Raw genomic sequence first — 23,602 nt, 5'->3', positions numbered from 1 at the left:
ACATTACCGGCCTCCGGCTAAAGATGTGCGGGCCTATGGCTCGCACATCCTCAGCCGGTAATCAGACCTCTCGCTTTTGTGACCGAATCTCTCGTTGAACTGAAGAGGTTCTATCGGGTAAACTGAAAAAAGAAGAGAATTGAGCAGTGACACGAGGAGGTGTGCGATGCGCGTACGTGATCATTTTGATGCCGAACTTGCTTCGTTGCGGCATCAGGTGCAAGATCTTGGTGCTCAGACGAATATCGCAATTCAACGTGCGTTGACGGCGCTGACAAATCAGGATCGTGAACTGGCACAAGAAGTGCAGCAAGATGATCGCCTGATCAATACGGCCCAACGTGCCCTAGAAGATCATGCCATCGCCCTGGTTGCCTTGCAACAGCCCGTCGCACGCGATCTGCGGAGCATCCTGAGCATTATCGCCATCGGGAGTGAACTCGAGCGAATTGGCGATTATGCCAAAGGCATTGCCCGCATGGTGCTTGGGGGCGAGCAAGCCGAGCCACTTAAGCCACCAGCCGATCTGATGCACCTTGCTAGGATGGTTCAGGGGCTTTTTGGGCGCGCCCTCGAAGTGTTGAGCAGCGGCGATCTTGGGGCAGCTCAAGCTCTGGCGACTGAAGAGGCCGAAGTCGATCTGCTCTATCGGCAGGTGAAGCATACCTTGGCCCATAGCCTGGTGGATTATCCTAATCCGGCCCGGGCGGCCGATTTCTTGTTGATCGCGCATAAACTTGAACGCATTGGCGATCGCTCAACCAATATTGCCGAGCGTGTGGTTTATTGGTTGAATGCCCAGGTTGTTGAACTGAACCCGTGATCTATGGGGTTCTGCTGGCCGCCGGTCAGTCACGCCGGATGGGGGCACCCAAGCCATTGTTGATCTGGCGAGGGCAACCGCTGGTACGCCACGTCGCCACGGTTGCCCTCGCCAGTCACCTCGCCGGGTTAACGGTGGTGCTGGGGGCCGAGGCCATGGCTGTACGGCAGGCCCTCGGCGATCTGCGCAGCCGCGTGCATGTTGTGGAGTGTGCCGCCTTTGCGACTGGACAGGCGGCTTCGCTCACATGTGGGCTGGCAAGCTTGCCCACCGAGGCATCCGCAGCGGTGATCCTGCTCGTTGATCAACCCTTCATCACGCCAGGGCTCATCAATCAGTTGATCACCACGTTTGCCCCCCACCCCGAAGCTGATGCCATTGTGCCACGTTATCAGGGTCAGCGCGGCAATCCTGTCTTGCTTGCCGCCGCACTCTTTCCATCTGTCGCAACCCTTGAAGGTGATACGGGCGCACGCGTCCTGTTGCGCAATCCGACCACACGTGTCCACTGGCTTGACGTAGCTGATCCTGCGGTCTGCATTGATCTTGATACTCCCGAGGGCTATCAAGCCTTTTCCGAGGGCTAATGCCCTGAAAGCCAATGGTGCTTCGCGTGCAAAAGCCCAGCTAAGCTGGGCTTTTGCACGCGAAGCACCATGCTTCTTACGGGTTGCTTCTTGACGGCTTCGCCGCCAAATTAGGCACCAAAGAAGGTACGGTTCTTCTCGATATAGCTCTTCCACTGCTCTGGCACCGAGTCGTCAGCAAAAATAGCCTCAACTGGGCATTCTGGCTCGCAGGCGCCACAGTCAATGCACTCGTCAGGGTTGATGTAGTACTGATCTTCGCCCTCGTAAATGCAATCAACTGGACAAACGGCTACGCACGACGCGTCTTTGGTCCCAATGCAGGGTTCGACAATAATGTACGGCACAGGCTTGCTCCTCATTAGCTCAAACTGAAGAAAGAGTTGTTCGTAAACAGATTACTATAATGCCGATGCCCTCGTCTACCACTAAAGTCTCATAACTCCACAAACCTTTCGTAGCACAAACTTTATTCTTCGATCACGCGTGCCAGGCCCTCGGGGTCAAGCACGATGACGCGCCCGCGTTCGAGCCGTACCATGCCCTCTTCGGCCAGACGGCGGAGTGCGCGTCCGGCGATTTCACGGACGGTACCGGCGCGTTCGGCCAGTTCTTGATGGGTCAATTCCGCCGCACCGCTACCCGCCTCGGCCAGCAGTTGCCGCGCCATCCGCGCCCGTACCGAACGAAACGCGAGATCCTCGACAAGCATAACAAGCTCACGCAACTGGACGGCCATCGCGTTGAGCGCGGCCAGCGCAAAATCGGGATGCTGACGGATCAGGGCAATCAGGTCTTCACGTGACAAAATGAGGCAGATCACCGGACTCATCGCCCGGGCCGAGCTCGGGTTGGGGTTGCCATCAAAGAGCGGCACGGCGTTAAAATGTTCTCCAGGGCCAACCATCGCCAGTACCTGCTCACGCCCATCAGCCGCCATGCACGAGAGCCGCACGCGCCCACGCTGCACAAAGAAGAGACCAGGCGGCTGCTCACCTTCCTGGAGGATCTGCTGTCCGGGGCGAAAACTTGAACGATGCATGCGACGGGCCGTATCGGCAAGCGTTCGGTCATCGAGCAAAGCAAGGAGCGGAATGGATCGCAACTCATCAAGCGTCATGGTCATACTGCGCTTCGGCTATAATAAGAGAGTGCTTGTTACTATTATAGGGGAAATTATATGCACCACGTTGTGCTCGATGATCTGAATCTTGCCTATTATGATGAAGGTGCAGGCCATCCCTTGCTCTTGTTGCACGGGTTTACAGGGACGGCACGTAGTCACCTGGGTGACTTGATTGATGATCTGAAGACAAACTGGCGGGTCATTGCCCCCGATCTGCGGGGCTATGGGGCCAGCCGCCCCCCGTTCCGCGACTTTCCGCCTGATTTTTACCAGCGTGATGCCGACGATATGATTCGGCTGCTCGAGCACCTCAATCCGGGGCCAGTCGTCGTGCTTGGCTTTAGTGATGGGGCCGAGAGTGCGTTGCTAGTAGCGGCAACCAGGCCCGATCTCGTCTGTGGCGTGGTTGCCTGGGGTGTCGCCGGGGTCATCTCGGCCCCGATGGCCGCCGCGGCCCAGCAGTGGCTCCCTGTCAGTGCCTGGGACGCCAACTATGCCAGTTGGCGCGACGAGATCATTGCCAACCATGGCGAAGACCAGATCGCCCCGTTGATCGAGGGTTGGGCGGCGGCGGCGCAGGCGATCTATGCAGCCGGCGGCAATATCTGCTACGACCAGGCTGACCGCATTGCCTGTCCAGTGTTGTTGCTCAATGGCGACGGTGAAGTCAATAATCTGGAAACCGATTTCTTTCGGCTCGCCGAGCGCATTGCGCACTGTCGCGCCACCATCATTGCGGCAAGCGGTCACGGCATCCAGTTTGACCAGCCAGCACAACTGCGTGACCTGATTCGGACGTTTCTTGAAGAGGAGTTATGCCTGAACTAGAGGAATTGGAAACCGAACTTACTGAATTGCTCCAGCCAGTCAATGAGTGGATGACGATCTTTGGCGATCTGACCGCGATCTTTACGACGAATTCACCAACACGCTGGCTGATTGCCCTGATCATCATGGCCGTCATCTTTCTGGCGATCACGCTGCTGCAACTTGGCTTGCGGTGGCGCTTTGCCCGTCATCCCGAGACAACTCATACTTTTGTTGATGATGCAATCGCCATTATCACCAAAAAGACCAAGGGCTGGGTCAAGTTTGTTGTTGCCTTCTATTTTGGTTTAACCATTCTGATCCTGCCTGATGGGCTGATAGACTTGATCAGAACGGCTGCAGGCATCTCTTTCCTGATCCAGCTCGGCATTTGGGGCAATGCCCTGATTACGGGATGGGGTGACCAGTATACCCAGCGTAACCTCGAACTTGATCGTGGGCGCGTGGCGACCGCCCAGTTGCTGACGGCGATTACCCGCCTGGTGCTCTATTCGATCATTCTGCTACTCATTCTCGAGAATCTGCCCGGGATCAATATTACGCCGCTGCTTGCAAGTGTGGGGATCGGCGGCATTGCGATTGCCCTGGCCGTGCAAAATATTCTCGGTGATCTCTTTGCATCGCTCTCGATTACACTCGATAAGCCCTTTGTGCCGGGAGAGTTTATTGTCGTGGGGACGATGGCGGGTACCGTCGAGCGCATCGGGATCAAAACGACCCGCCTCCAGAGCATCTCGGGTGAACATCTGGTCTTTTCTAATGCCGATCTGCTCAATAGTCGCATTCAAAACTTCTCGCGCATGCAAGAACGGCGGATCGTCTTTTCGCTCGGGATTATCTACGAGACGCCCCCCGAACTCTTGCGCAAGATTCCCACAATTATTCGCGAGTCCATTGAAGCCCAGGCCCACACCCGCTTTGATCGCGCCCATTTTCAGAAGTTCGATAACTTTGCCCTGACCTTCGAAGTGGTCTATTTTGTCCTCTCCCCCGAGTTCCTGGTCTATATGGATACGCAACAGGCGATCAATCTAGCTCTTTTTGAGCGCTTTGCCGCTGAAAATATTCAGTTTGCCTATCCAACCCAGATGCTCTATGTCAATCAGGCCAACCATGATCCTCTCAAGGCAGCCCCAGAACCTGTGCGCTCGCCGTAGCGCCGTGGCCAGGAGGAGTTGTGATGCGTCACGTTTTCATCTTCGTGTGTGCGTTCGTTTTGAGTGCCTGTACTCTTATGCCCCCTGCGCCTGAGGCACCATCGGTTGAGCCGCCCCCGCCTACGGCAGTGCCGTCGCCAACACCCATTGTGTTGGCGCATACGCTCACAGCCGAGGTTCAGGGGTTTCGCCTCAGCTACCCGGCTGGTTGGGTCACGCGTCAGACTGATCAGGTGCTGCAACTCGCTCCTGACGAGGCGACCCTCGATCTTGCTAGTCCCGGGCCTGCGTTGGTGTTGAGCATTGACGCCATCCCCCTTGATGAACTGACCGGACGCTTTGGTGCCGCGATCGCCGAGGATGCCGAGGCGCTGTTTGCTTGGAGTAGCATGGCCGCCCAAGAGGCCGGCTATGTCATCAGTCCAACGCGGGCACTCACCCTTGATGGCGGGGCCGGTGTCACCGCCGAGTTGCGTGCGCCGGGTGCCGCCGGTCAACTTTCTGCGGTGCTGGGGGCACAAACAGCCCTGCGGGTGCTTGGTCAGGCCTCAGCCGAGGCGTGGCCTGCTGAGGCAGCCCTCTATCAAGCGATGCTTGAGAGTATTCGCTTGATCCCGTTGCCAACCCCGACGCCAGTGCCGATTGTTGATCGCGCCGAGCAGCCGGTGGTGGTTGATCGTGGCCCCGACGGTTTTGTTTTACGGCTCGGCGGAAGTGCCGGCCCACCTGATGGGCGTTTTGTGGCCGCCCGCGGGCTTGCAACCGCCCCTGATGGCACCATCTATCTCGCCGAGAGTCGCCGTGGGGTCTGGATCTTTGCCGCCGATGGCGACCTGATCGGCACCTTCGAATCCCAAACGATCCTTGATGCGTATGATGTCGCCTATGGAACCGAGGGCGATCTCTTTGTTGCCGATTTTGGACGCAATGCAATTGCTCGTTTCACTGCCGAGGGCACGTTTGTCGAACGCTGGGGCAGTGCCGGCAGTGGCCCTGATCAGTTTGGGTTCGCCTCGCCGCAACGCATCGCGGTTAGCCCCGACGGCAATGTCTATGCCCTGGATGCCCGCCCCGGCCCCGAGAGCGGGCGGATTATCAGTAGCATTGTGCGTTTTAGCCCCACCGGGCGTGCGCTCGGGCGCATTGAATTAACGCCTGACCTCTCGCCAACCGATCTCGCGGTTGATGCCAGTGGCAACGTTTATCTCGCCGACACCTTTGGTGGCGTCGTCAAACTTGGAGCCAACGGGCAAGAACTGGCGCGCTTTGGCGATCCGGCGCTCCCCGAACAATTTGCCGCCGGGGCCATTGATGTAGATGCTGACGGTTTCATCTATCTTGCCACCTACACCGAGGGCATCCTCCAACTCGCTCCAGGCGGAAGGATCGTCGCCCGGGGCGGCCAACCCGTCACCCGTGGCAATCTGCCCGCCCCCGGCGAATTCAACCTCCCCAATGGCCTTGCCGCCGCACCTGGCGGGATCGTCTGGGTCAGCGACAATAGTGGCGAGTATAGCGCCATCACCGCGCTCCGCCTCCAGCTTGACCAGGAGGCCCTTGCGGCTGCCGACGAAGAGACCAGTGCAACGGCTGAAAGTTTGGGGGAAGAAGCCGCCCTCATACCGACCCTGAATCCAGAAACCCTGATCCGTCAGTGGGCCAGCGAGGCGACGGCCTCGAGTTTTTATGCCCCCGATTACGAACCGGCAGGCGCTACCGGGCCGCCCGATGTTGTCGGCTGCCAGGATAGCCCCAACGCCTGGGCCGCCGCTACCCCTGATACGCTTGAGACCCTTGAATTACGCTATGCAACCCCGGTCTTTGCGGTTGGTGTGGTGATCTACCACAGCTTTAACCCGGATTTTGTCAGCCAGATCGAACTGATTGACGAACGCGGCGAGGCCTTTACCGTCTACACCGGCGAACCAGGCCCGTCCGCAACGTGCCCATTGGCCCGTGACATTACCTTTCCCCAGACGCTCACCCGGATCGTTGGCGTACGGCTTACCATTGACCAGCGAAACGGGGCCAGCTGGAACGAAATCGATGCCGTCGAGCTACTTGGTGTCCGCTAAACAGCTTTTCAGTGTAGCCCTATACCATGTTGCGGCTGGGGCAAAGCCCCAGCCGCAACATGGTATAATACCGTGTCTGTAGCGATAGCGTCATCAAGTTCAAGGAACGTCTCATGCCCAGTACTTCTCGCTCACAACAGCGTCGTCGGCAGCCGATCCGCAGCCCCCAGCAGCGGCGTCCAGGGCCAACCACTGTTGCACGCCACCATGCGTCTGCGCCCGATTATACGCAGGACTATATGTATGTCCGGCGCGATTTGCGGCTGATCGCCATCTTGAGTTCTGTCCTGTTTTTCGGGATGGTTGCCGTCTCTTTTGTGATCTAAGCCGTGGCAATTGCAGCATCACAGGATCGGTCTCCGGAGGAGGAAGATCATCGCATTGCCAGCAAAGCGGCCCGCCTCCGCCGGCTCGAGCATCGGCTTTACAATGCACCCGAGGGGTTGCGGGTCAGTGATCTGGCCCGCGATTGTGGGGTGACCCGACGCACCATCTACCGCGATCTCGAAGCCCTTGACTCGATGGGTGTTCCGATCTGGGAGGATAGCGGACGCTTTGGCATCAACCGTGCCACCTACCTCTCGACGATCCGGCTCAACCTCAACGAAACGGTTGCGCTCTACTTTGCCGCCCGCCTGCTGGCGCATCATAGCGACGAACACAATCCGCACACGGTCTCGGCCCTCGACAAGCTTGCCGCAGGGATGCCAGCAGGCACCGTTGCTGAGCACATTGCACGGGTTGCCGATCTTGTTCGTGAACGGCCCGTACGCACCGCCTATGTTCGCATCCTCGAAGTCCTGACCCTAGCCTGGGCCGAACAGCGCATGGTGCGGCTCCGTTACCGTGCTCCCAACCGTGAACTTACCGAACGTGACGTAGCGCCCTACTTCATTGAGGTTTCACGTAGTGCGCCAGCGGCCTATGTGATTGGGCATGATCGCCTACGAGCGGCGATTCGCACCTTCAAAATCGAGCGCATCGAGACCGCCGAACTGCTTGATGAAAGCTATACGGTGCCGACTGACTTTGACCCGTACGCCTTTCTTGCCCGTGCCTGGGGCGTGATGGACGAGACTGAGGTCGAGGTGCAGGTACGCTTCAGTGCCCACGTGGCCCCTCAGATCCGTGAGAGCCTCTGGCATCACTCGCAGCGTCTGACCGAACTAGCCAACGGTGGATGCGAACTCGCGATGACCATTGGCGGCATCCGCGAAGTCTTGCCGTGGATTCTTGGGTGGGGTGCCGACGCCGAAGTTCTCGCCCCACCGGCCCTGCGTGCAGAGATACAAGCACACGCCAGGCGCATGGTAGCCTTATACGACGGCGGACAAGAGGCCTGAGTCGCGTACCATAACAAGAAGCGCACTGGTCAAGCCAGTGCGCTTCTTGTTGCGGCACGCAAGCGACGCGAATTACGCATCGTCGCCATAGAGTTCTTTGAGCAAACTCTTCTTGGGTTGGGGCTGATTTTTGGCTGTGCGCTGCTTTTCGATAGCGGCCTGGCGATCCTGCGAAGCACTGAGGCGCTTCATAAAACGATCAACTTGGCCGGCAGTATCAACAATGCGCTGCTCACCGGTATAAAACGGGTGACAATTTGAGCAAATCTCAACACGCAGATTCTGGCGTGTTGTGCCAATTTGCCACCGGGTGCCACAGGTCGTGCAAACCACGCCATCGGTATTGTACTTGGGGTGAATGCCCTGCTTCACAACTACGCTCCTCGTTACGGAAGGCGAGAACGTAGCGCTCTCATCAGGCCTTCCGGGCTATTTCTTCGCGTTTTGACAAGCTTTACGCAACAGATCAGGCTAACTATACGCTCGTTAATCAGCGCTCGCGGCAACCTCAAAGGGGATGACACTCACCATCTTCTGGGTGCGCGAATAGGGCTGAAACTTGACAACACCCTCGATCATCGCATAGATCGTATAGTCACGCCCGAGGCCAACATTCTTGCCAGGCTTAATCTTGGTGCCGCACTGGCGAACAATAATATTGCCAGGAACGACGCGCTGCCCGCCATACATCTTGACGCCACGCATTTTGGGCTTGCTATCGCGGCCATTGCGCGAACTGCCTACACCCTTTTTATGTGCCATGACTTGTTCCTCTTCTAGATCGTAATCTCGTTAATTTTGATCTGTGTATAGCGCTGGCGATGGCCGGTGCGACGGCGATAGCGCTTCTTGTTGCGGTAACGGAAGACAACAATCTTGTCGCCCTTGACATGGTCAAGCACCTCGGCCCGTACCATAGCCCCACTGACGAGGGGCGAACCAACCGTAACCTTTTCACCATCACTGACCAGAAGCACTTCGCCAAGCTCAAGCTCAGCCCCAGCCTCGGCATGTGCTACGAGGTCAATGGTAAGAACCTGACCCTGCTCAACGCGGTATTGCATTCCGCGATCACGGATAATCGCATACACGGCAACATTCTCCTTCGGCAGCTGCATGACGAGTAGCAGGAACCCGCTGCAGGTCTGCTGGTGCTGCGGCCAACAACTCGTTTCTCGACAACATGAAAATAGAGCGGGAACACCGCCCTTAACCCGGTGCATTATAGCAGAGCGTGAGGGGGCTGTCAAACGTGGGCACAACGTCTCGTGTTAATCACACGTTTTTCAGCCTCAAGACAAGGCAAGCACATAGTTCCAATAGCGCATCGTACCGCGGAATAACGTCCCGAGATCGAGGGTCGACTCGCGGACAGGTGAACTATAGGCACGGAGATCCTGGTCGCGCATAATTTTGAGTGCGGTCAACATGTCTACAGGTTCAGCAACGACAAGCACAGTCTGGCTTCCCTGGGTACGGGCACTCTGTCCGGCGAGTTGTAGGTCGGTAGGCACGTGGTGAGCGGTCGATAGCAACACAATGCGTTCTTCACTAAGGCCCTGTTCAACGAGGCGCGCACGCAGGCCATCACTGCCCTCGCCGACGAGCAACATCTGGGCGACAAGACCGCGGCGATAGAGATCAAGGGTATGATCAATCATCGCCTGTGAGGGCACGACAGGTGTCACCACCAAGGCAAGATCAGTGCGTCTCGTATCATCACGTGAGGCCTGAAGGGTCACCGCCAGCATGCCACTCGCGAGCATAAGACTCACGATCAACATCAATGTCCACCAAAGATAGACGATCTGGCGACGGATCTGACGCTGGCGGATCGGCCACGGTGAAACCGATCGAGTTGATGAGGGCAAAGGTTGTTCTTTCATTGGTCAAGTAAACTATACAAAATACGCTGCAAACTAGTAAGGTCGAAAGGTTTGGCAAGGATCGCATCAACGCTATGGGTCCGTGCTTCGGCGGGATCAAGTTGATCGCCCCACTCCGAGATCAGCACGATCTTCAGATCATGGTACTGCATACGCACACGTCAATCAGTTCCCATCCCGAGAGGCCAGGCATCCCCAAGTCAGTACAGAGCAGATCAAAATGATGTGCCGTCAGCAAGGCAAGGGCGGTCGCACCAGCGGCGGCTTCCGTGACATCATAGCCGAGGCGCTGGATCTGGCGCACCAGTACCCGTCGCACCAGCGGCTCATCTTCGACAACAAGAAGGTGCCTGGCGTATGCGCGAGGGGATTGCGCGCCTGCACTTCCTGGCTCATACCAACCCCGGTATCGCTGGAGTTGGATGAGCGCTGATGCTTGTCGCAGGGGGCTTGCCGACGCGGACACAAGCGCAATATGCAAGGTCAGTTGACCACCCGCAGGCATCGCATCGACAGCATTTAAGAGCAGATTCGTGATCATTTCACGAAGAGCGGGAGCATCACCGGCGAAGGGAGGCACAGGCTGGAGATCAGTTATGACCGTGATCAGAATGCCGCGACGCTGAGGTGCCTCACGCCAGACTGGTCGGGTCATGGCGAGGCTCAGATCACGCACCGCAGTCAGAATGCGTTCAAAGCCCTCTGCCAGATCAAGTGAAGAGCAGACAAGCTGGCTCAACTCGAGGATCGTTGCCTGTTTGTCGGCAGAAGCTGCTTGAAGAGAGTCGCCCATGTGCCCTGCTTTTGTATCTAAACTACAGACTAATCAGTCGGTTGAGCCGGAAGCCGACTGAAGTCGGCACTACCTGATTTAATTCTGAAAAACCATAAGCGCTCGGCGCTGGGATGCGAAACTCACCTGCGCGGGATCGAGCGGATGCATTGCGCAAAGACAATAAGAGTATACCAGTCTTTATTAGTATACCTACCCTAGAGACAATACCTTGCAGGGCTGATGTAAAGATCACCTGACCGGAGCGCCGTCGGGGCGAAGCCCTTGGCGAGCGAGAGCGAAGGCCGCCTGCGCGGCCTGACTCAGCCTCAGCCGGCGCAGGTCGGCTTCGCACGCAGTAGCCGAGCCGTTTACGGCGACGGCGACCCCGGAGATGTACTGCACGCCTAATGGGTTTGGCAAGAGGTGAACTTGCCGAGAGAGCCGTATCTTTTGGGGGGGGCGCGACGGTATAGATGGCGAGCGTATGAGCAGAGCGCAGCGCATACCCTGTGGAGGAGAGGCGGGCGCATAAGGAAGAAAGAGGGCAGGTATGGAACCGGTGAAGGGAACCGTCAATTGCGTAGAGTTGCTTGGCTGGCTAGGAGCCGATCCTGAGTTACGTTTTCTGGCCAATGGTGCGGCGGTCTGTCGTTTGAGGGTCGCGACGAAACGGTTTGCCAACCTTGATACCGAGGGGCGGCGTGAATTTGAGACAGATTGGACAAGTGTTGAGGCCTGGGGCAAATTGGCCGAATTGTGCAATAGTTATCTGCACAAGGGTAGTCGGGTGCGGGTCAACGGGGCGTTGCGTACCGACGCGTGGACAGACAAAGCAAGTGGGCAGACACGCTCACGAACCCTTGTTCGCGCTGAAAATGTGCTCTTTCTTGATGCTCGTCCGGGACTGCCAAGCGAAGCGGTTGCCGAAGTCGAAGATGTGGAAGCCCCAGTGCAAGACGAAGAAATACCGTTCTAGGGCGTCTTGATGCGCCTGCACGATCCGATCAGTCGCCGCGTAAGAACCGTTCATACGAGGCGACTGACCGCTTTGTACCCTTTACACTAGCCACAGAGCCAGAGCCCTGTGTTATAATAGAGACCAGCAATCGTCTGACCCGCCCCCCTCTACGTTATGTCTAAAAAGCGCGTTATGGTGCGCTAAATTGACAGCAAGGCTGTGGAAAACATTCGTTTTTTGCATAAGCAGTGGGGTTTGCTGGTTTTACAAGTGTAAAGACTTTTCCATGAAAGACTTTGTACACCTCCACGTTCACTCGGAATATAGCCTGCTTGACGGATACGCCTCAACCAAGGCCATCGCTGCACGTGCCGTTGAGCTAGGGATGGATAGCATTGCCCTAACTGACCACGGGGTGATGTATGGGGCGATGGAGTTCTATGATGCGGCGAAAAAGGCCGGCATCAAGCCGATTATCGGCGTCGAGGCCTATATGGCCCCCGGTTCGCGGACGAGTCAGATGGTCAAGGGCGGAAAGAACTATTACCATCTGTTGCTGCTCGCGAAAAACGAGGTTGGCTATCGCAACCTGGTGCATTTGACGACACGCTCGCATCTTGACGGCATGGGCAAAGGGATCTTTGCGCGCCCGCGCATCGACCGCGCATTACTTGAGCAGCACCACGAAGGTCTGATTGTCACTTCATCGTGCATTGCTGGTGAAGTCATTCAGGCACTCATAGCGCAGCAACGCGACCAGGCCGTCGCGATGGCCGCCTATTACCGCGATTTGCTTGGCCCCGACAACTATTTTCTTGAACTTCAGCTGCACGATAATACTCCCGAACTCGAGGGCATCAATGAAGAACTGGTGCGGATTGGCAACGAACTTGGCATTCCCCTAGTCGCAACCAGTGACACCCATTTTGTGCGCCCTGAGGATGTGAAGACGCAACATATGGTGATGTCAATGGGGATGAACCTGACCTATCAGGAGTTCTGTGCCAAAGACTTTGCCATGGACGAGAGCTATCACATTATGTCGGGTGAAGCCATGTGGGAGCGCTTCAAGCGCTATGGTACCGGCCCGCTCGAGAATACCCGGCGCATTGCCGAGATGTGCAATCTCAAGCTCGACTTTGGCCGCGTGCAGTTGCCCCAGTTTGATCTGCCCGAAGGCCACGATGCGTCGTCGTATCTGAAACTCATCTGCGAAGAGGGGTTGATGAAGCGCTTTCACGGCGCTCCGCCTGATCACTATATGGCTCGGCTCAAAGATGAGCTTGATGTGATTAATGCCACCGGGTTCCCCGATTATATGCTGATCGTCTGGGATTACGTGAAGTATGCGCGTTCACGTGGTATCCCCTGTCTCCCCCGCGGCTCGGCTGGGGCTTCGCTGGTACTCTATGCCCTTGAGATCACGGATGTTGACCCGGTTGCCAATAAACTCCTTTTTGAGCGGTTCCTTTCACGTGAACGGCTTGAAATGCCCGATATTGATACCGATTTTGCTGATAGTCGTCGTGGCGAAATTCTTGATTATATCGCCACTAAATATGGGCGTGAAAATGTAGCCCAGATTATCACGTATGGTACGCTCGGGGCCAAGGCGGCGTTGCGTGATATGGGGCGGGTGCTGGGCATCGAATTGAGTGAAGTCGATCGGGTTGCCCGGCTTATCCCGACGCTACCTGTCGGCACAACCATTACCCAGGCGCTCGAGCGCGTGCCTGAGTTGCGCCAGATCTACGAGACCCAGCCCCATCTGAAGGATCTGATTGATTGGGCCAAAAAGGTCGAAGGACGGATGCGCTCGGTCGGGACACATGCCTGTGGGCTCGTGGTGAGTCGCTCGCCGCTCGAGGATCTTGTGCCCCTCCAGCGGACGACCAAGGATGAGCAGGCCGTCATGGCCGCTTTTGAAGGTTCAACCCTCGCTAAAATGGGTCTGCTCAAGATGGATATCCTCGGGCTGACCAATCTCTCTATCGTTGCCGAGGCGTTGAAGTATATCGAGCGCTCAACCGGGCAGAGCCTCTGGCTGGATCAGATCCCCCTTGATGATCCCAATGTCTTTGCAAGTCTGGGGCGGGGCGAAACACGCAATGTGTTTCAGCTTGAGTCTGCGGGCATGACCCGCTATCTGATGCAACTCAAGCCAACCAGGGTCGAGGATCTCTATGCAATGGTAGCGCTCTATCGGCCCGGGCCACTCGAGCAGATTCCGCTCTATATTGCGAATAAGAATAATCCAAGCCAGATCAAGTATCTGCATCCGATTCTCAAGCCGATCCTTGAAGACACCTATGGCGTGATTGTCTATCAAGAGCAGATTATGCAACTGCTTCAGAGTGTTGCCGATTATACGCTTGGGCAAGCGTATGTGGTCATCAAGGCGATCAGCAAGAAGAACAAGGCGCTAATGGCCGAGAATGGCGCTATCTTCAAGGCTGGTTGTCTCAAAAAGGGAATCAGTCAGCAGGTTGCCGACGAGTTATGGGAACTAATCCTGCCTTTTGCGGGCTACTCGTTTAACCGACCTCACGCCACGCTCTATGGCTTGCTCAGCTATCAGACGAGTTGGCTGAAGGTGAACTATCCAGTCGAATATATGGCGGCCGTCTTGACCGGCGCGGGTGGGACGATTGAGGATGTCGCGAAGGGAGCACTTGAGTCACGGCGACTGGGCGTTGCGGTGCTGCAACCCGATGTCAATGCGTCGCAGAAGGGGTTCGAGATCGAGGCACTCAACGGGACGTTGCCCGTAGGCGTGCAATTTGACCGCGGAATCAGGTTCGGGCTCGCAGCCATCAAGAATGTTGGCGATGGGCCAGTCGAGGTGATCATTGCCGAACGTGAAGCCAACGGCCCCTTTGTCTCACTGGAGGATCTCTGTGGGCGCGTTGATCGCCACGCGATCAACAAGCGTGTCCTGGAGAGTCTGATCAAGGGTGGTGCGTTCGATAGCATGCCCGGTTCGCGACGGCAGAAACTTGCGATTCTCGACCAAGCGATCAGCGCAGGGGCCGAAGCCCAAAAGGCCCGCGACGTGGGCCAGAGCAGCCTCTTTGATATGTTTGGCGAGACAACCGGCAACTCCCAGAACCTGAACGTGTCCCGCGTGCCGATGCCGATCATAACGTCAACCCCAGCGGAAATGAAAGAGGAGTTGCTCTGGGAAAAGGAGTTGCTCGGGCTGAATGTGTCGGAAGATCCCGTTGCGCGTGCGCTCGAGGGGGTCGATCTGACCGAGGTCAGCAGTCTGAGCGATATCAGTGAAGAAAGCATCGGCTCGACGATGACGTTTGTCGGCGTCTTGAATGGCGTGCGCCGGATCACGACGCGCAAAGGCGATACGATGCTCGTGGCGAATCTGGAAGATCTGACCGGCACCATCGAACTGGTCGCCTTCCCGCGCACCCTGGCGAAAGCGGGCGATCTGCTGTGTGATGATGGGGCCGTCAAACTGACCGCCAAGGTTGATAACCGCCGCGATGTGACCCAACTTGTCGTCGAGAGTGTCGAGCCTGTCATTGCAGCGGCCCAACCGGCGCCTGCACCGATCGCGAGCGAAATGGATCTTGAGGGGTTTGGTGAGCTTGTCGAACCCGAGGCCCGGCTAGGCGCAACGGCAACAGGGTCAGTGCGTGAGCCAACACGAACAACAAACGACGCCACCCTAACGCCAGTGCCCCCAACACCGCCCCCGAGTCCCCCGGCGACCACCCCCATCACGACGATTCGGGCCAAGCAACAGGTGAAGGTGAACGGCGGCGAGAGTCGTGGCAATGGCAAAGGGAATGGCAGTGCCAGCAATGGCGGAACGTACCACGAAACACCGGCTGCACCACAGGGACGCACCTTGCGGCTCTATCTGCTGCGGACTGGCAATGACGAAGCCGATGTCCGGTGTATGCAGGATATCTACAGTGTGCTGCGCGAGAGCGTCGGCCCTGATCGCGTGACGCTCTATCTGCCCAATGGCGTCGGCACGGTCATCCTCCAATCACAGCACACGATTCAGATCTCCGCTGGCCTCATTGACAACTTAAAGGAAGTGCTCGGGACTGAACGCGTGATCGCAGAATAGTGTTACACTGCAAACGCATCAATCAAAAAGGAGTATGGCGTGGAAATCATCAATGTTGATTCGCATATTACCGCGATTGACCACAATCTGCTAGGTGTACCTGGGGTCGGTGTAACCTATGTTGTGCGTGGTGAAACGATCGCCTTGATCGAAACAGGAACCTCATTGACGGTACCGCATACGCTGGCGGGGCTGGAAAAGCTTGGGGTGCGAGCCGAAGAGGTCGAACACATTCTCTGTACGCATATTCACATGGATCATGCCGGTGGGGCCGGGTATTTGGCGGCGGCACTCCCCCGAGCGACGGTCTATATTCACAGCACCTCTGTGCCGCATCTTGTTGACCCCTCCAAGCTGGTTCCGAGCGTGCGGCGAGCAGTTGGTGAAGCGGCCTGGCCGTTGCACGGCGACATTAAACCGATCCCGGCGGAACGCTTGCTTCCAGCTGAAGCGTTGCGGCTTGACCTCGGGCGTGATGTGGTGCTTGCCGCGATCGCGACCCCGGGGCATTCGCCGGATCATCTTTCCTACCGTGATCTCAAGAGCGGGGGGCTCTTTATTGGCGATGCAGCCGGTCTGATTATGGATCATTGGGGGCTCGCCTTCCCGGTGACGCCAGTGCCAACCTATGATTTGATGGCGCAGCGGAACACGATCGCGATGCTGCGGAAGATGAACCTACCGCGGATCTATGTGACCCACCATGGGCCGCACGATGATGTTGACTTCCAGCTAGAGCGCGCCCACGCGAAACTGGAAGAACTGGTTGACCTGACAGAGAAGGCGCTCGATGCAGGTGAACCTGACACGATCGCGCTGGCCGCCGAGTGGATTCGTTGCCCCGATGACAGCCCGGCGATCACCATGGCACGCAGTTGGAGCGAGATGAGTACCGCAGGGATGCTGCGTTATCTCAAAAAACAGCGTAGTGCGCAGAGCTAAGCGCACTACCTTGCAAATAAGGCGCTTGTTTTGACGCAAAGGCGCAAAGGCGCAACGTTTTTAGCCTACGTGAGCGAACCCTTCGCGCCTTCGCGTGAGCTTAGTTGAAAAGTAGTGGGGCTAAACGCAACACGAAGGGGGCGCGCAGTCAAACTGCGCGCCCCCTTTGCATAGTCAGGCCAGCAGCCAATGCTTACTCTTCGGCATAGAGGGGGGTACTGAGGTAGCGTTCGCCGTTGCTGGGCACAATGAAGACGATCAATTTGCCTGCATATTCGGGGCGATGGGCGACACGAAGTGCGGCAACACCAGCGGCACCACTTGAGATGCCAACCATCAGACCCTCTTCGCGCGCCAGGCGGCGGGCCATGGCGAAGGCATCATCGTTGCTGACAGGCTGGATCTCATCAAGAATCGCGATATTGAGCACGTCGGGGACAAAACCGGCCCCGATACCCTGGATCTTATGCGGGCCAGGCTTACCACCGGCGAGCACCGGACTGGACTCGGGTTCAACGGCAACCACACGCAGCGAAGGCTTGCGGGCCTTGAGCGCCTCACCCACGCCAGTGAGCGTGCCACCGGTACCCACCCCACCGACCAGCACATCAATCGCCCCATCGGTATCGCGCCAGATCTCTTCGGCGGTCGTGAGGCGATGCACCTCGGGGTTGGCCGGATTCTTGAACTGCTGAGGCATATAGCCATTGGGAAGATCGGCGAGGATCTGCTCGGCACGAGCAATCGCCCCCCGCATGCCATCAGGCCCCGGGGTAAGCACAAGTTCAGCCCCATAGCCACGCAGCAACTTCCGACGCTCGACGCTCATCGTCTCGGGCATCGTCAAAATCAAGCGATAGCCCCTCGCGGCAGCGACAAAGGCCAACCCGATCCCCGTATTGCCACTGGTCGGCTCAACCAGCACCGTCTCGCCAGGCGTAATCAAGCCAGCGCGCTCGGCGGCCTCAATCATCGCAAGCCCGATGCGATCTTTGACCGAACTGGCGGGATTGAAAAATTCCAACTTGGCCACAAGCGTTGCATGGCTATCATTGACCTGATTGATGCGCACAAGCGGAGTATTGCCCACTAGTTCAGTAATGTTCCCAAAAATGCGCGCCATGATCTCCTACTCCTTACAAGCTACAAACTTTACTTTCCTGCATATTGTAGACCTGACGGGGCGTAAAGTCAAGTTCTTAATAGAAATAGTAAAGATTACGAGATCGAGTATACTACAGCCTTAGAGAAGGAAAGAGGAAAGAGCCGAGGACAGCGCCAGACATAGGGAGACGAAGGGGAGACAACGCATGCGAGGAAGATCGGTTCGGGTCTCAACGCGAGCGGGCGGGGGTACAGAAGCCACCCGGCTCACGCGATGTGCAGGCAGTTGGCTCGCATTAGAGCCAGATGAAGGCGAGCAAAGGCGCATTCTCGCGGCTTCGCAGGCGCTCAAAGGGCAGCGTGCGGTCGCCAATGCCTTCTATGCCGACCCTGAGGTAGCCAACAGCTTTTGTTTAGAACTCTTTCGAAGCGATACCTTTGCGCCACTGCACTTCGCCGATGAACTCGTCGAGGCAATGCTGCGGCAGTGTGGTGAACCACCAATCGTTGAGGAAGCGGAGAGCGAGGCCTTTTCGGCTTACCTGCGGACAGCGGTACTCGCCATAGCCTTGCCCAACACACGACGGCATCTAGCGGCGCAGTTGCGGCGGTACCTCCCAGACTACGTTGGCGCGCAGCAGTGGCGCGAAGCCGTCGCCATTGACTACAGTGCCTTCCGCACCGCACTTGGCAACGAAGTCACGCCCTTCCTGGCGCAAATGGCGTTGGCTGGCCTGGCGGCCTACTACGAAGCGCACGAAGAGTAGCCTATTCTGGGGCTACGCCCCAGGCAGTGTACTTATGCTTACGCAAACGGCCAGCTTCGCTGGCCGTTTGCGCATGCAGACGCGAGATTCTTGGGGCCTCAAGCCGCACCGCCCCCGCAGCAGTCTGCTACGGGCGGCGCATACGGCTGGCCGCCCAGAACCCGGCGGCAAGCGCACCGGCGCCGGCACCGGCGGCGAGCGGCACCCAGGTGCGCTGGCGAGCGTCGCGCAAAACAACACGAGCCGTATTCGAGCCACTCGCCCCAAAGACGCCCCCGCCCGGATGCGTACTGGCCCCGGTCAGATAGAGCCCCTTGATCGGCGTGCGGTATTCGGCCAGCTCAGGGAGCGGACGAAAGAAGAACATCTGATCAAAACTCATCTCGACGTGCATCACATTGCCCTTGAGCAAACCGATGCGCCGCTCAAGATCAAGCGGGCTCTGAATGAAGCGATCAATGATCTTGCCGCGCATATTGGGGGCATACCGGTAGAGCACCTCGAGGATCGAGTCGGCGGCCTCTTCGCGCACATCGTCCCAATGGCGGCCATCGCTGAGGGCATAGGGAAAATACTGCGCCCACAGGAAGACCGTGTGTTTGCCAGGAGGGGCAACATCGGGATCGATCGCCGAAAAGGTCATCGCAATGACGGCCGGATCATGGGCAGGCTGACCACGCAAATAATCCTCATAGGCGCGACGGACATAATTCATCGAAGGGCAGAGCAATTGCAGCCCGTGGTGGCTCTCGTGGGGTTGACCGCCGCTCGGGGCAGCGAGATAATCGGGCAACTCTTCGGCGGCACAGCGAACGGTCATCCCAAAGCCATTGCCAATGCGGATATTGCGCAGGCGATGCACGAGGGTTGACGAAAGATATTCAGGGCCAACCAGATCGAGCATGGTAGTCAAAACATGGGCATTGGAGACAACGATGGGAGCCGAATAACGCTGTCCATCAATTGTTTCGATCCCTTGCACCTGCCCGTTCTTGACAATAATCCGGCGCACGGGGGCACCAAGCACCAGATCGCCGCCGGCGCTCTTGAAGGATCGGGCCATCGCCTGGGTCAACTCACCGCTTCCACCGCGCGGATGGGCCGCCCCACAGGTATGCATCATCGCGTGCCAGCCAAAGAAATCCCCTGCCCCAATCTCATCAGGTGGTGGGCCACTCTGGGCGGCAAGCCAAGTCATCGCCGCCCGCATCGGCTCGCTCTCAAAGGTCTCGTTGATCAACTGAGCGTAGCTCGTAAAGAGTCGTCGCGTAACCTCAAACGAATTACGGTCAGCCGACGGCAACTGTGAGGCCGCCGAACCAACCGTCGAAAAGAGGCGGGCCGCCGACGGAGGATTGAGAAACACATCAAAAACTGCTTCATTGAGCGGTTTCCAATAGGCGAGAAAGCGACGGTAGGCCTCGGCATCGTGCGGCGAGACTGAGGCAATGCTCTGGATTGTTTTTTCGGTATCGCGATAAAAGCTAATCGAACCACTTCCATCGGGCAGGGGAAAGAACGCAAAAGGATCCATCTGAATATATTCGAGCCCATAGCGCTCAAGTTCCAGATCCTTCACAATCGGGGTGAGGTGGATCATAATATGGGCTGACGAACCAACATCAATCTTGTAGCCTGGAATAACTTCTTCGGTACAGACGGCACCCCCAACAATCTCACGCCGTTCAACGACCAGCACCCTTTTGCCAGCCTTTGCCAGATAGCTAGCAGCGGTCAACCCATTGTGACCACCGCCAACGACAATAACATCATAATCACTCTGCTGAGCCATGGATATTCACTTTCTGTGCAAAATGCGCTCGCATCCTCTTAGTATACGCCAGATTCAGCCGCGCCGCGACAAGGACAATGGTCGCATGTCCCCACCCTTGCCGTGGTCAACGAGCCAGCAAAACTGGCTCGTTGACCACGGCAGGAAAAAATTCCCTCTTTTTACTCTTGACACAGGCACATCTCTCAGGTATAGTACTCCTGTTGGAAGTTTCACAAGAAATGCCGTTCAGGCGTAAAGGAGGTGATGCCCATGAGTGATCATAAGCGTCTGGGTATCACTGCTGGTGAGGCCCGTTAGGTTCAAACCAGTCTGGTGATACCCCTCCAAGACCTTAAGGAGCCCCTGCGATGCAGGGGCTTCTTTTCTATTGCCAGGCTATTGCCCGTTGAGCACCCTCATCATGTCATGTTACGAAGTTATATTTAGACAAGGTTTCAGGGTACTGTACCGTTGATGCTCAGCGGAGTGCCGACTGCAGTCGGCTGAGCCGGAAGCCGACTGCAGTTGGCACTCCGCGTCGAGCGTAAAGCCGATCTAGCTCTTCTGAAACCTTATCTTAAAGGCAAAATTGATGTCAATATTACTCCCTGATGAAGATCCAGCGTTGATGAAACTAGCCGATGCGCTCGACCAGGCACGGGCCGCGAGCTATCCGCTGAGTTTACTCGTGGCCCGTCTCGCTGAAGCCACGCCTGCCCCGGCGAGTGCAGCGCTCGATGCACTCGCTGAGGCAGCGGGCTTACGTGGCCTTGGCGCAGCGTGGATCGAGGTGCCTCGGCGGATTGCCGCCAAACTCGTGACCCATCTGATCGTTGGTGAACTGGCGTATCCGACCGAGGTAATGCCCAGCGAAAAAGCCGACGTGTTGGCGAGCGAGTTTCTGGCGCTCTTTCCCCAGGGAAGTCGTTACTTTACCAACGGGGCCATCAGTGGCGATGTAGCAATCTACGATTTGCAGGGCGAAGCGATAACAGGCTGGCGTTCATTGAGCGAAGCCCCCTTCGATAATGGCATCATGGCCCTAGGAGGCGGGCGCGTCGGCATGCTCTGGGCTGAAGATGCGCCCTGAGTTGAACACCCGTCAGACCTCACAGGTCGGGCAAGCCTGTGAGGTCTCAAGCGCTTACTCAACGATCGTACGCAGGTGCAAGAGCAGATGAGGGTAGAGCAAATTGAGCCGTTCGAGCGTCGAGGCCGGCAGGCTCCACACCACAACTGGTGTCACCGCCAGCGCACTGGTACGCCGCGGCTCGCCCAAAAGGGCGGCATAGCCGCCCACGAAGGTACCCGGGACGGCTTTGAGGGCGATTTCATTGCCTGCAGGATCGATCAGGCGCATAGTACCAGATACCAGCAGATAGCCTTCGTACCCAGGTTCGCCTGCCGAAAAGAGGGTATCACCCGGCAACAGATGATATGGTTGAAAATCGAGCGCAAGATCAAGCAAACTGGCCCAAGGCAAACTCCGTAGCATTGGCAACTCGGCCATCCAGTCGGCACGGGTACATGCCTCGACAAGCTGCAAGGTTCTGGCAATCGGCAAAAAGACCGTGGGGGTAAGTTTCAAAAGCTGGAGTTCGCCATGGGCGTGCATCGTGGTCGTACGGGCCTCGCCAAGCAGGGCACCACGCTCACCGATACTGCTACCACGCCCCAGCAGGCGCATCTGCGCCCCATCCATATCGATCGCGACCAGGCCAGAATGCACAATATAGGTCACCCCATCAGAGGGATCGCCCTGGTGCAGAATCACATCGCCGTCGGCCCAGTTAAGCACTTCGACCTGGCTGGCGAGGATGAGCCGCTCGCCAATGGGCAAACGGGCGAAGATTGGGCAGGCAGCAATCGTCTCGACCATCTCGGTAAAGGCATCGCCAGGCACATGGGCACCCATGCCAACAACCATACCACTGCCGGCAAACTCAATGCGATCGCCGAGGCCATCACTATCCTCGGGCAACTGATGCTTGTTGGTATGAGCGAGCACCAGGCGTTGACTCTTGGCGGTGAGGGTCTGAAGGAGTTGGGCCGACATCGTCGTATGGATCGATCCGCCCCCAACATCCTGCACCAGGATGCTGGCACCTTCGGCAAAGCGCATCAGTTGCTCACGACGCCAGGGCAGCAACACCCCCTGGGCTTCGAGCTGACTAAACCAGGTCTCATCATAGCGCATATCGCCCGAATAGCAGATACCCTGCACCCGCACCGCAATCGTGGGGATCGAATGGATCGCATAGATCGCCTCAAAGCGGCGTCCTTCCAGTTCAAGCGGAGTTCCGGGATCAAGACAGTAGAAATCAAAGAGCGCCGCCACCTGATGAGCCGGGACATCGAGCATTGCTTCGAGGATGCGCAGCAGACTACGATAGATCAAGGTCGAAGTCACCAAGCGCACCCGATGGCTGCCCATCAAGATCAATTCAGGCAACCCGGCGAGATGATCTTCGTGCAGATGCGACAGCACCACCTCAGAGATATGGCTTGGCGAGACGCCCAGATTGCCAAGACGCAGCACAACATAGGCCGCCGCATCAAAGAGCGTTGCCTGGGTCTGCACCGTTGAACCAAGGTAAGCGAGAAAACAGGTGGTAATGCCAGAGGGATCAAAGCCATCGCTGCCGCCAATGAATTGCAGCGTAATCTCCTGGCGCTGGAGCGGGCGCGGTGGGGCAAGATGAAGGGGCACGGCAAGCGTCGTAATCTGGGTCGTGAGACGAGCGATGACGCAGCCTTCTTCGCGAAAGACAAAATGGTCATCTTCAAGGGCCAGTTGCGTCACCCCAAAATCGCCGCCCCCGGCCTCCAGGCTCACAATCTCAACCAGATCCTCTAGCATCAACACACGCCCAAGCGGTGGATAATAGCCGACGGCAGCACACTCCTGCTGCACCCAAGCAAACTCGCCATAATCTTCAGGATCGGCAGGCCCACGGATTGTTTCGTTGAGGATCGTGCGCAAACGCAGGGCCTGGTGCTCAGTGACGGTCACCAGACGCGTTTTGCGCTGCTGCCCAAAGAAGTTCGAGTAGATCAAAAACTCGACACTCGCATAGTTGATCCCCCGGCGCACAAAACCACTCGAGCCGAGTTCTTGCCCTGCCGTCAGATCCATCGGCAGCACAATAATTGAGGGAGGGATCAAACCATCATGCAACAAATATTTCAGCGTCTCGGGGGGACAATGCACCAGCACATCACCACCACTGGTAGCCACCACTGCGACACTGTTTGGCAGGTGACGAATGTGGTCAGGAGGGTCAGGACGTGTGCTTGCGCCAGCCATGGGGTATTTCCTTCAACAGAACCCGGCCAAAATCCCTCAGAGTATATATTAAACGAT

23 protein-coding genes are annotated in these 23,602 nt (G+C 57.3%); 12 read left to right on the top strand and 11 right to left on the bottom strand.

Translation table 11 applies throughout. From position 1 onward, the window contains the following. Positions 1-166: 166 nt before the first annotated feature. Positions 167-823, top strand: coding sequence for a phosphate signaling complex protein PhoU (gene phoU, locus EKD05_RS13600; protein ID WP_129673592.1), 657 nt, complete (start codon positions 167-169; stop codon positions 821-823). Continuing rightward, the gene (locus tag EKD05_RS13595) at positions 820-1,410 is read left to right on the top strand and encodes an NTP transferase domain-containing protein (RefSeq protein ID WP_129673590.1); all 591 of its coding nucleotides are present in this window, start codon (positions 820-822) and stop codon (positions 1,408-1,410) included. Before phoU ends, EKD05_RS13595 begins: the two co-directional genes overlap by 4 nt. A gap of 110 nt (positions 1,411-1,520) precedes the next feature. Here the strand turns inward: EKD05_RS13595 and EKD05_RS13590 are convergent, their stop codons facing one another. Beyond that, positions 1,521-1,757, bottom strand: coding sequence for a ferredoxin (locus EKD05_RS13590; RefSeq protein WP_097654693.1), 237 nt, complete (start codon positions 1,755-1,757; stop codon positions 1,521-1,523). A gap of 122 nt (positions 1,758-1,879) precedes the next feature. Beyond that, the gene (locus tag EKD05_RS13585; RefSeq protein ID WP_240695771.1) at positions 1,880-2,536 is read right to left on the bottom strand and encodes a Crp/Fnr family transcriptional regulator; all 657 of its coding nucleotides are present in this window, start codon (positions 2,534-2,536) and stop codon (positions 1,880-1,882) included. 54 nt (positions 2,537-2,590) lie between these two features. On the opposite strand from EKD05_RS13585, the gene EKD05_RS13580 reads away from it, so the two are divergent. From EKD05_RS13580 to EKD05_RS13560, 5 genes are all read left to right on the top strand, one after another. Beyond that, complete coding sequence (locus EKD05_RS13580; RefSeq protein ID WP_129673588.1) at positions 2,591-3,364, top strand: alpha/beta fold hydrolase; 774 nt, start codon at positions 2,591-2,593, stop codon at positions 3,362-3,364. Next, positions 3,352-4,521, top strand: a complete 1,170-nt coding sequence (locus tag EKD05_RS13575) for a mechanosensitive ion channel family protein (protein ID WP_205703943.1) — start codon at positions 3,352-3,354, stop codon at positions 4,519-4,521. The genes EKD05_RS13580 and EKD05_RS13575 overlap by 13 nt, the downstream gene beginning before the upstream one ends. Positions 4,522-4,544: 23 nt before the next feature. Further along, complete coding sequence (locus tag EKD05_RS13570; protein WP_129673586.1) at positions 4,545-6,596, top strand: NHL repeat-containing protein; 2,052 nt, start codon at positions 4,545-4,547, stop codon at positions 6,594-6,596. 113 nt (positions 6,597-6,709) lie between these two features. Further along, complete coding sequence (locus EKD05_RS13565) at positions 6,710-6,922, top strand: hypothetical protein (RefSeq protein ID WP_129673583.1); 213 nt, start codon at positions 6,710-6,712, stop codon at positions 6,920-6,922. Between the two features lie 3 nt (positions 6,923-6,925). Continuing rightward, a complete protein-coding gene (locus EKD05_RS13560; RefSeq protein WP_240695770.1) occupies positions 6,926-7,939 on the top strand; it encodes a YafY family protein in 1,014 nt (337 codons plus the stop codon). A gap of 72 nt (positions 7,940-8,011) precedes the next feature. On the opposite strand, the gene rpmE is transcribed toward EKD05_RS13560, so the two are convergent. From rpmE to EKD05_RS13535, 6 genes are all read right to left on the bottom strand, one after another. Next, entirely contained in the window at positions 8,012-8,311 is a 300-nt protein-coding gene (gene rpmE, locus EKD05_RS13555) for a 50S ribosomal protein L31 (RefSeq protein WP_129673581.1), read from the bottom strand. A 114-nt stretch (positions 8,312-8,425) separates the two neighbouring features. Next, positions 8,426-8,701: a 50S ribosomal protein L27 gene (gene rpmA / locus EKD05_RS13550; protein WP_129673579.1), complete on the bottom strand. Its 276-nt coding sequence runs from the start codon at positions 8,699-8,701 to the stop codon at positions 8,426-8,428. A 14-nt stretch (positions 8,702-8,715) separates the two neighbouring features. Next, the gene (gene rplU / locus EKD05_RS13545; RefSeq protein ID WP_129673671.1) at positions 8,716-9,030 is read right to left on the bottom strand and encodes a 50S ribosomal protein L21; all 315 of its coding nucleotides are present in this window, start codon (positions 9,028-9,030) and stop codon (positions 8,716-8,718) included. 201 nt (positions 9,031-9,231) lie between these two features. Beyond that, positions 9,232-9,810 (bottom strand): hypothetical protein, encoded by a 579-nt coding sequence (locus EKD05_RS13540; protein WP_129673577.1) that lies wholly within the window; start codon positions 9,808-9,810, stop codon positions 9,232-9,234. Between the two features lie 11 nt (positions 9,811-9,821). Continuing rightward, entirely contained in the window at positions 9,822-9,977 is a 156-nt protein-coding gene (locus EKD05_RS25770; RefSeq protein WP_165360732.1) for a hypothetical protein, read from the bottom strand. Continuing rightward, a complete protein-coding gene (locus EKD05_RS13535) occupies positions 9,959-10,618 on the bottom strand; it encodes a hybrid sensor histidine kinase/response regulator (RefSeq protein ID WP_129673575.1) in 660 nt (219 codons plus the stop codon). The genes EKD05_RS25770 and EKD05_RS13535 overlap by 19 nt, the downstream gene beginning before the upstream one ends. A 532-nt stretch (positions 10,619-11,150) precedes the next feature. Here EKD05_RS13535 and EKD05_RS13530 point away from each other — a divergent pair. From EKD05_RS13530 to EKD05_RS13520, 3 genes are all read left to right on the top strand, one after another. After that, positions 11,151-11,576 carry a single-stranded DNA-binding protein gene (locus EKD05_RS13530; protein ID WP_129673573.1) on the top strand — a complete coding sequence of 142 codons (426 nt, stop codon included), beginning with the start codon at positions 11,151-11,153 and terminating at the stop codon, positions 11,574-11,576. A gap of 268 nt (positions 11,577-11,844) precedes the next feature. Next, complete coding sequence (gene dnaE / locus EKD05_RS13525) at positions 11,845-15,651, top strand: DNA polymerase III subunit alpha (RefSeq protein ID WP_129673571.1); 3,807 nt, start codon at positions 11,845-11,847, stop codon at positions 15,649-15,651. Between the two features lie 39 nt (positions 15,652-15,690). After that, positions 15,691-16,593, top strand: coding sequence for an MBL fold metallo-hydrolase (locus EKD05_RS13520; RefSeq protein WP_129673569.1), 903 nt, complete (start codon positions 15,691-15,693; stop codon positions 16,591-16,593). A gap of 193 nt (positions 16,594-16,786) precedes the next feature. Here EKD05_RS13520 and cysK read toward each other — a convergent pair whose 3' ends face one another. Continuing rightward, on the bottom strand, positions 16,787-17,716 hold the full coding sequence (gene cysK / locus EKD05_RS13515) for a cysteine synthase A (RefSeq protein ID WP_129673567.1): 930 nt from the start codon (positions 17,714-17,716) through the stop codon (positions 16,787-16,789). A gap of 187 nt (positions 17,717-17,903) precedes the next feature. Between cysK and EKD05_RS13510 the strand changes: the two genes are divergently transcribed. Continuing rightward, complete coding sequence (locus tag EKD05_RS13510) at positions 17,904-18,464, top strand: hypothetical protein (RefSeq protein ID WP_129673565.1); 561 nt, start codon at positions 17,904-17,906, stop codon at positions 18,462-18,464. A 127-nt stretch (positions 18,465-18,591) separates the two neighbouring features. On the opposite strand, the gene EKD05_RS13505 is transcribed toward EKD05_RS13510, so the two are convergent. Next, positions 18,592-20,256: an NAD(P)/FAD-dependent oxidoreductase gene (locus tag EKD05_RS13505; protein ID WP_129673563.1), complete on the bottom strand. Its 1,665-nt coding sequence runs from the start codon at positions 20,254-20,256 to the stop codon at positions 18,592-18,594. 574 nt (positions 20,257-20,830) lie between these two features. Here EKD05_RS13505 and EKD05_RS13500 point away from each other — a divergent pair. Next, a complete protein-coding gene (locus tag EKD05_RS13500; RefSeq protein ID WP_129673561.1) occupies positions 20,831-21,328 on the top strand; it encodes a hypothetical protein in 498 nt (165 codons plus the stop codon). Between the two features lie 54 nt (positions 21,329-21,382). Here the strand turns inward: EKD05_RS13500 and EKD05_RS13495 are convergent, their stop codons facing one another. Further along, a complete protein-coding gene (locus EKD05_RS13495; protein ID WP_129673559.1) occupies positions 21,383-23,545 on the bottom strand; it encodes a cyclic nucleotide-binding domain-containing protein in 2,163 nt (720 codons plus the stop codon). Positions 23,546-23,602 lie beyond the last annotated feature (57 nt).

The sequence above is a fragment of the Candidatus Chloroploca sp. Khr17 genome (genome assembly GCF_004138165.1).
Lineage (GTDB): Bacteria > Chloroflexota > Chloroflexia > Chloroflexales > Chloroflexaceae > Chloroploca.
The sequence above is the reverse complement of the archived record's forward strand: the minus strand, read 5'-3'. Positions and strand labels throughout refer to the sequence as shown.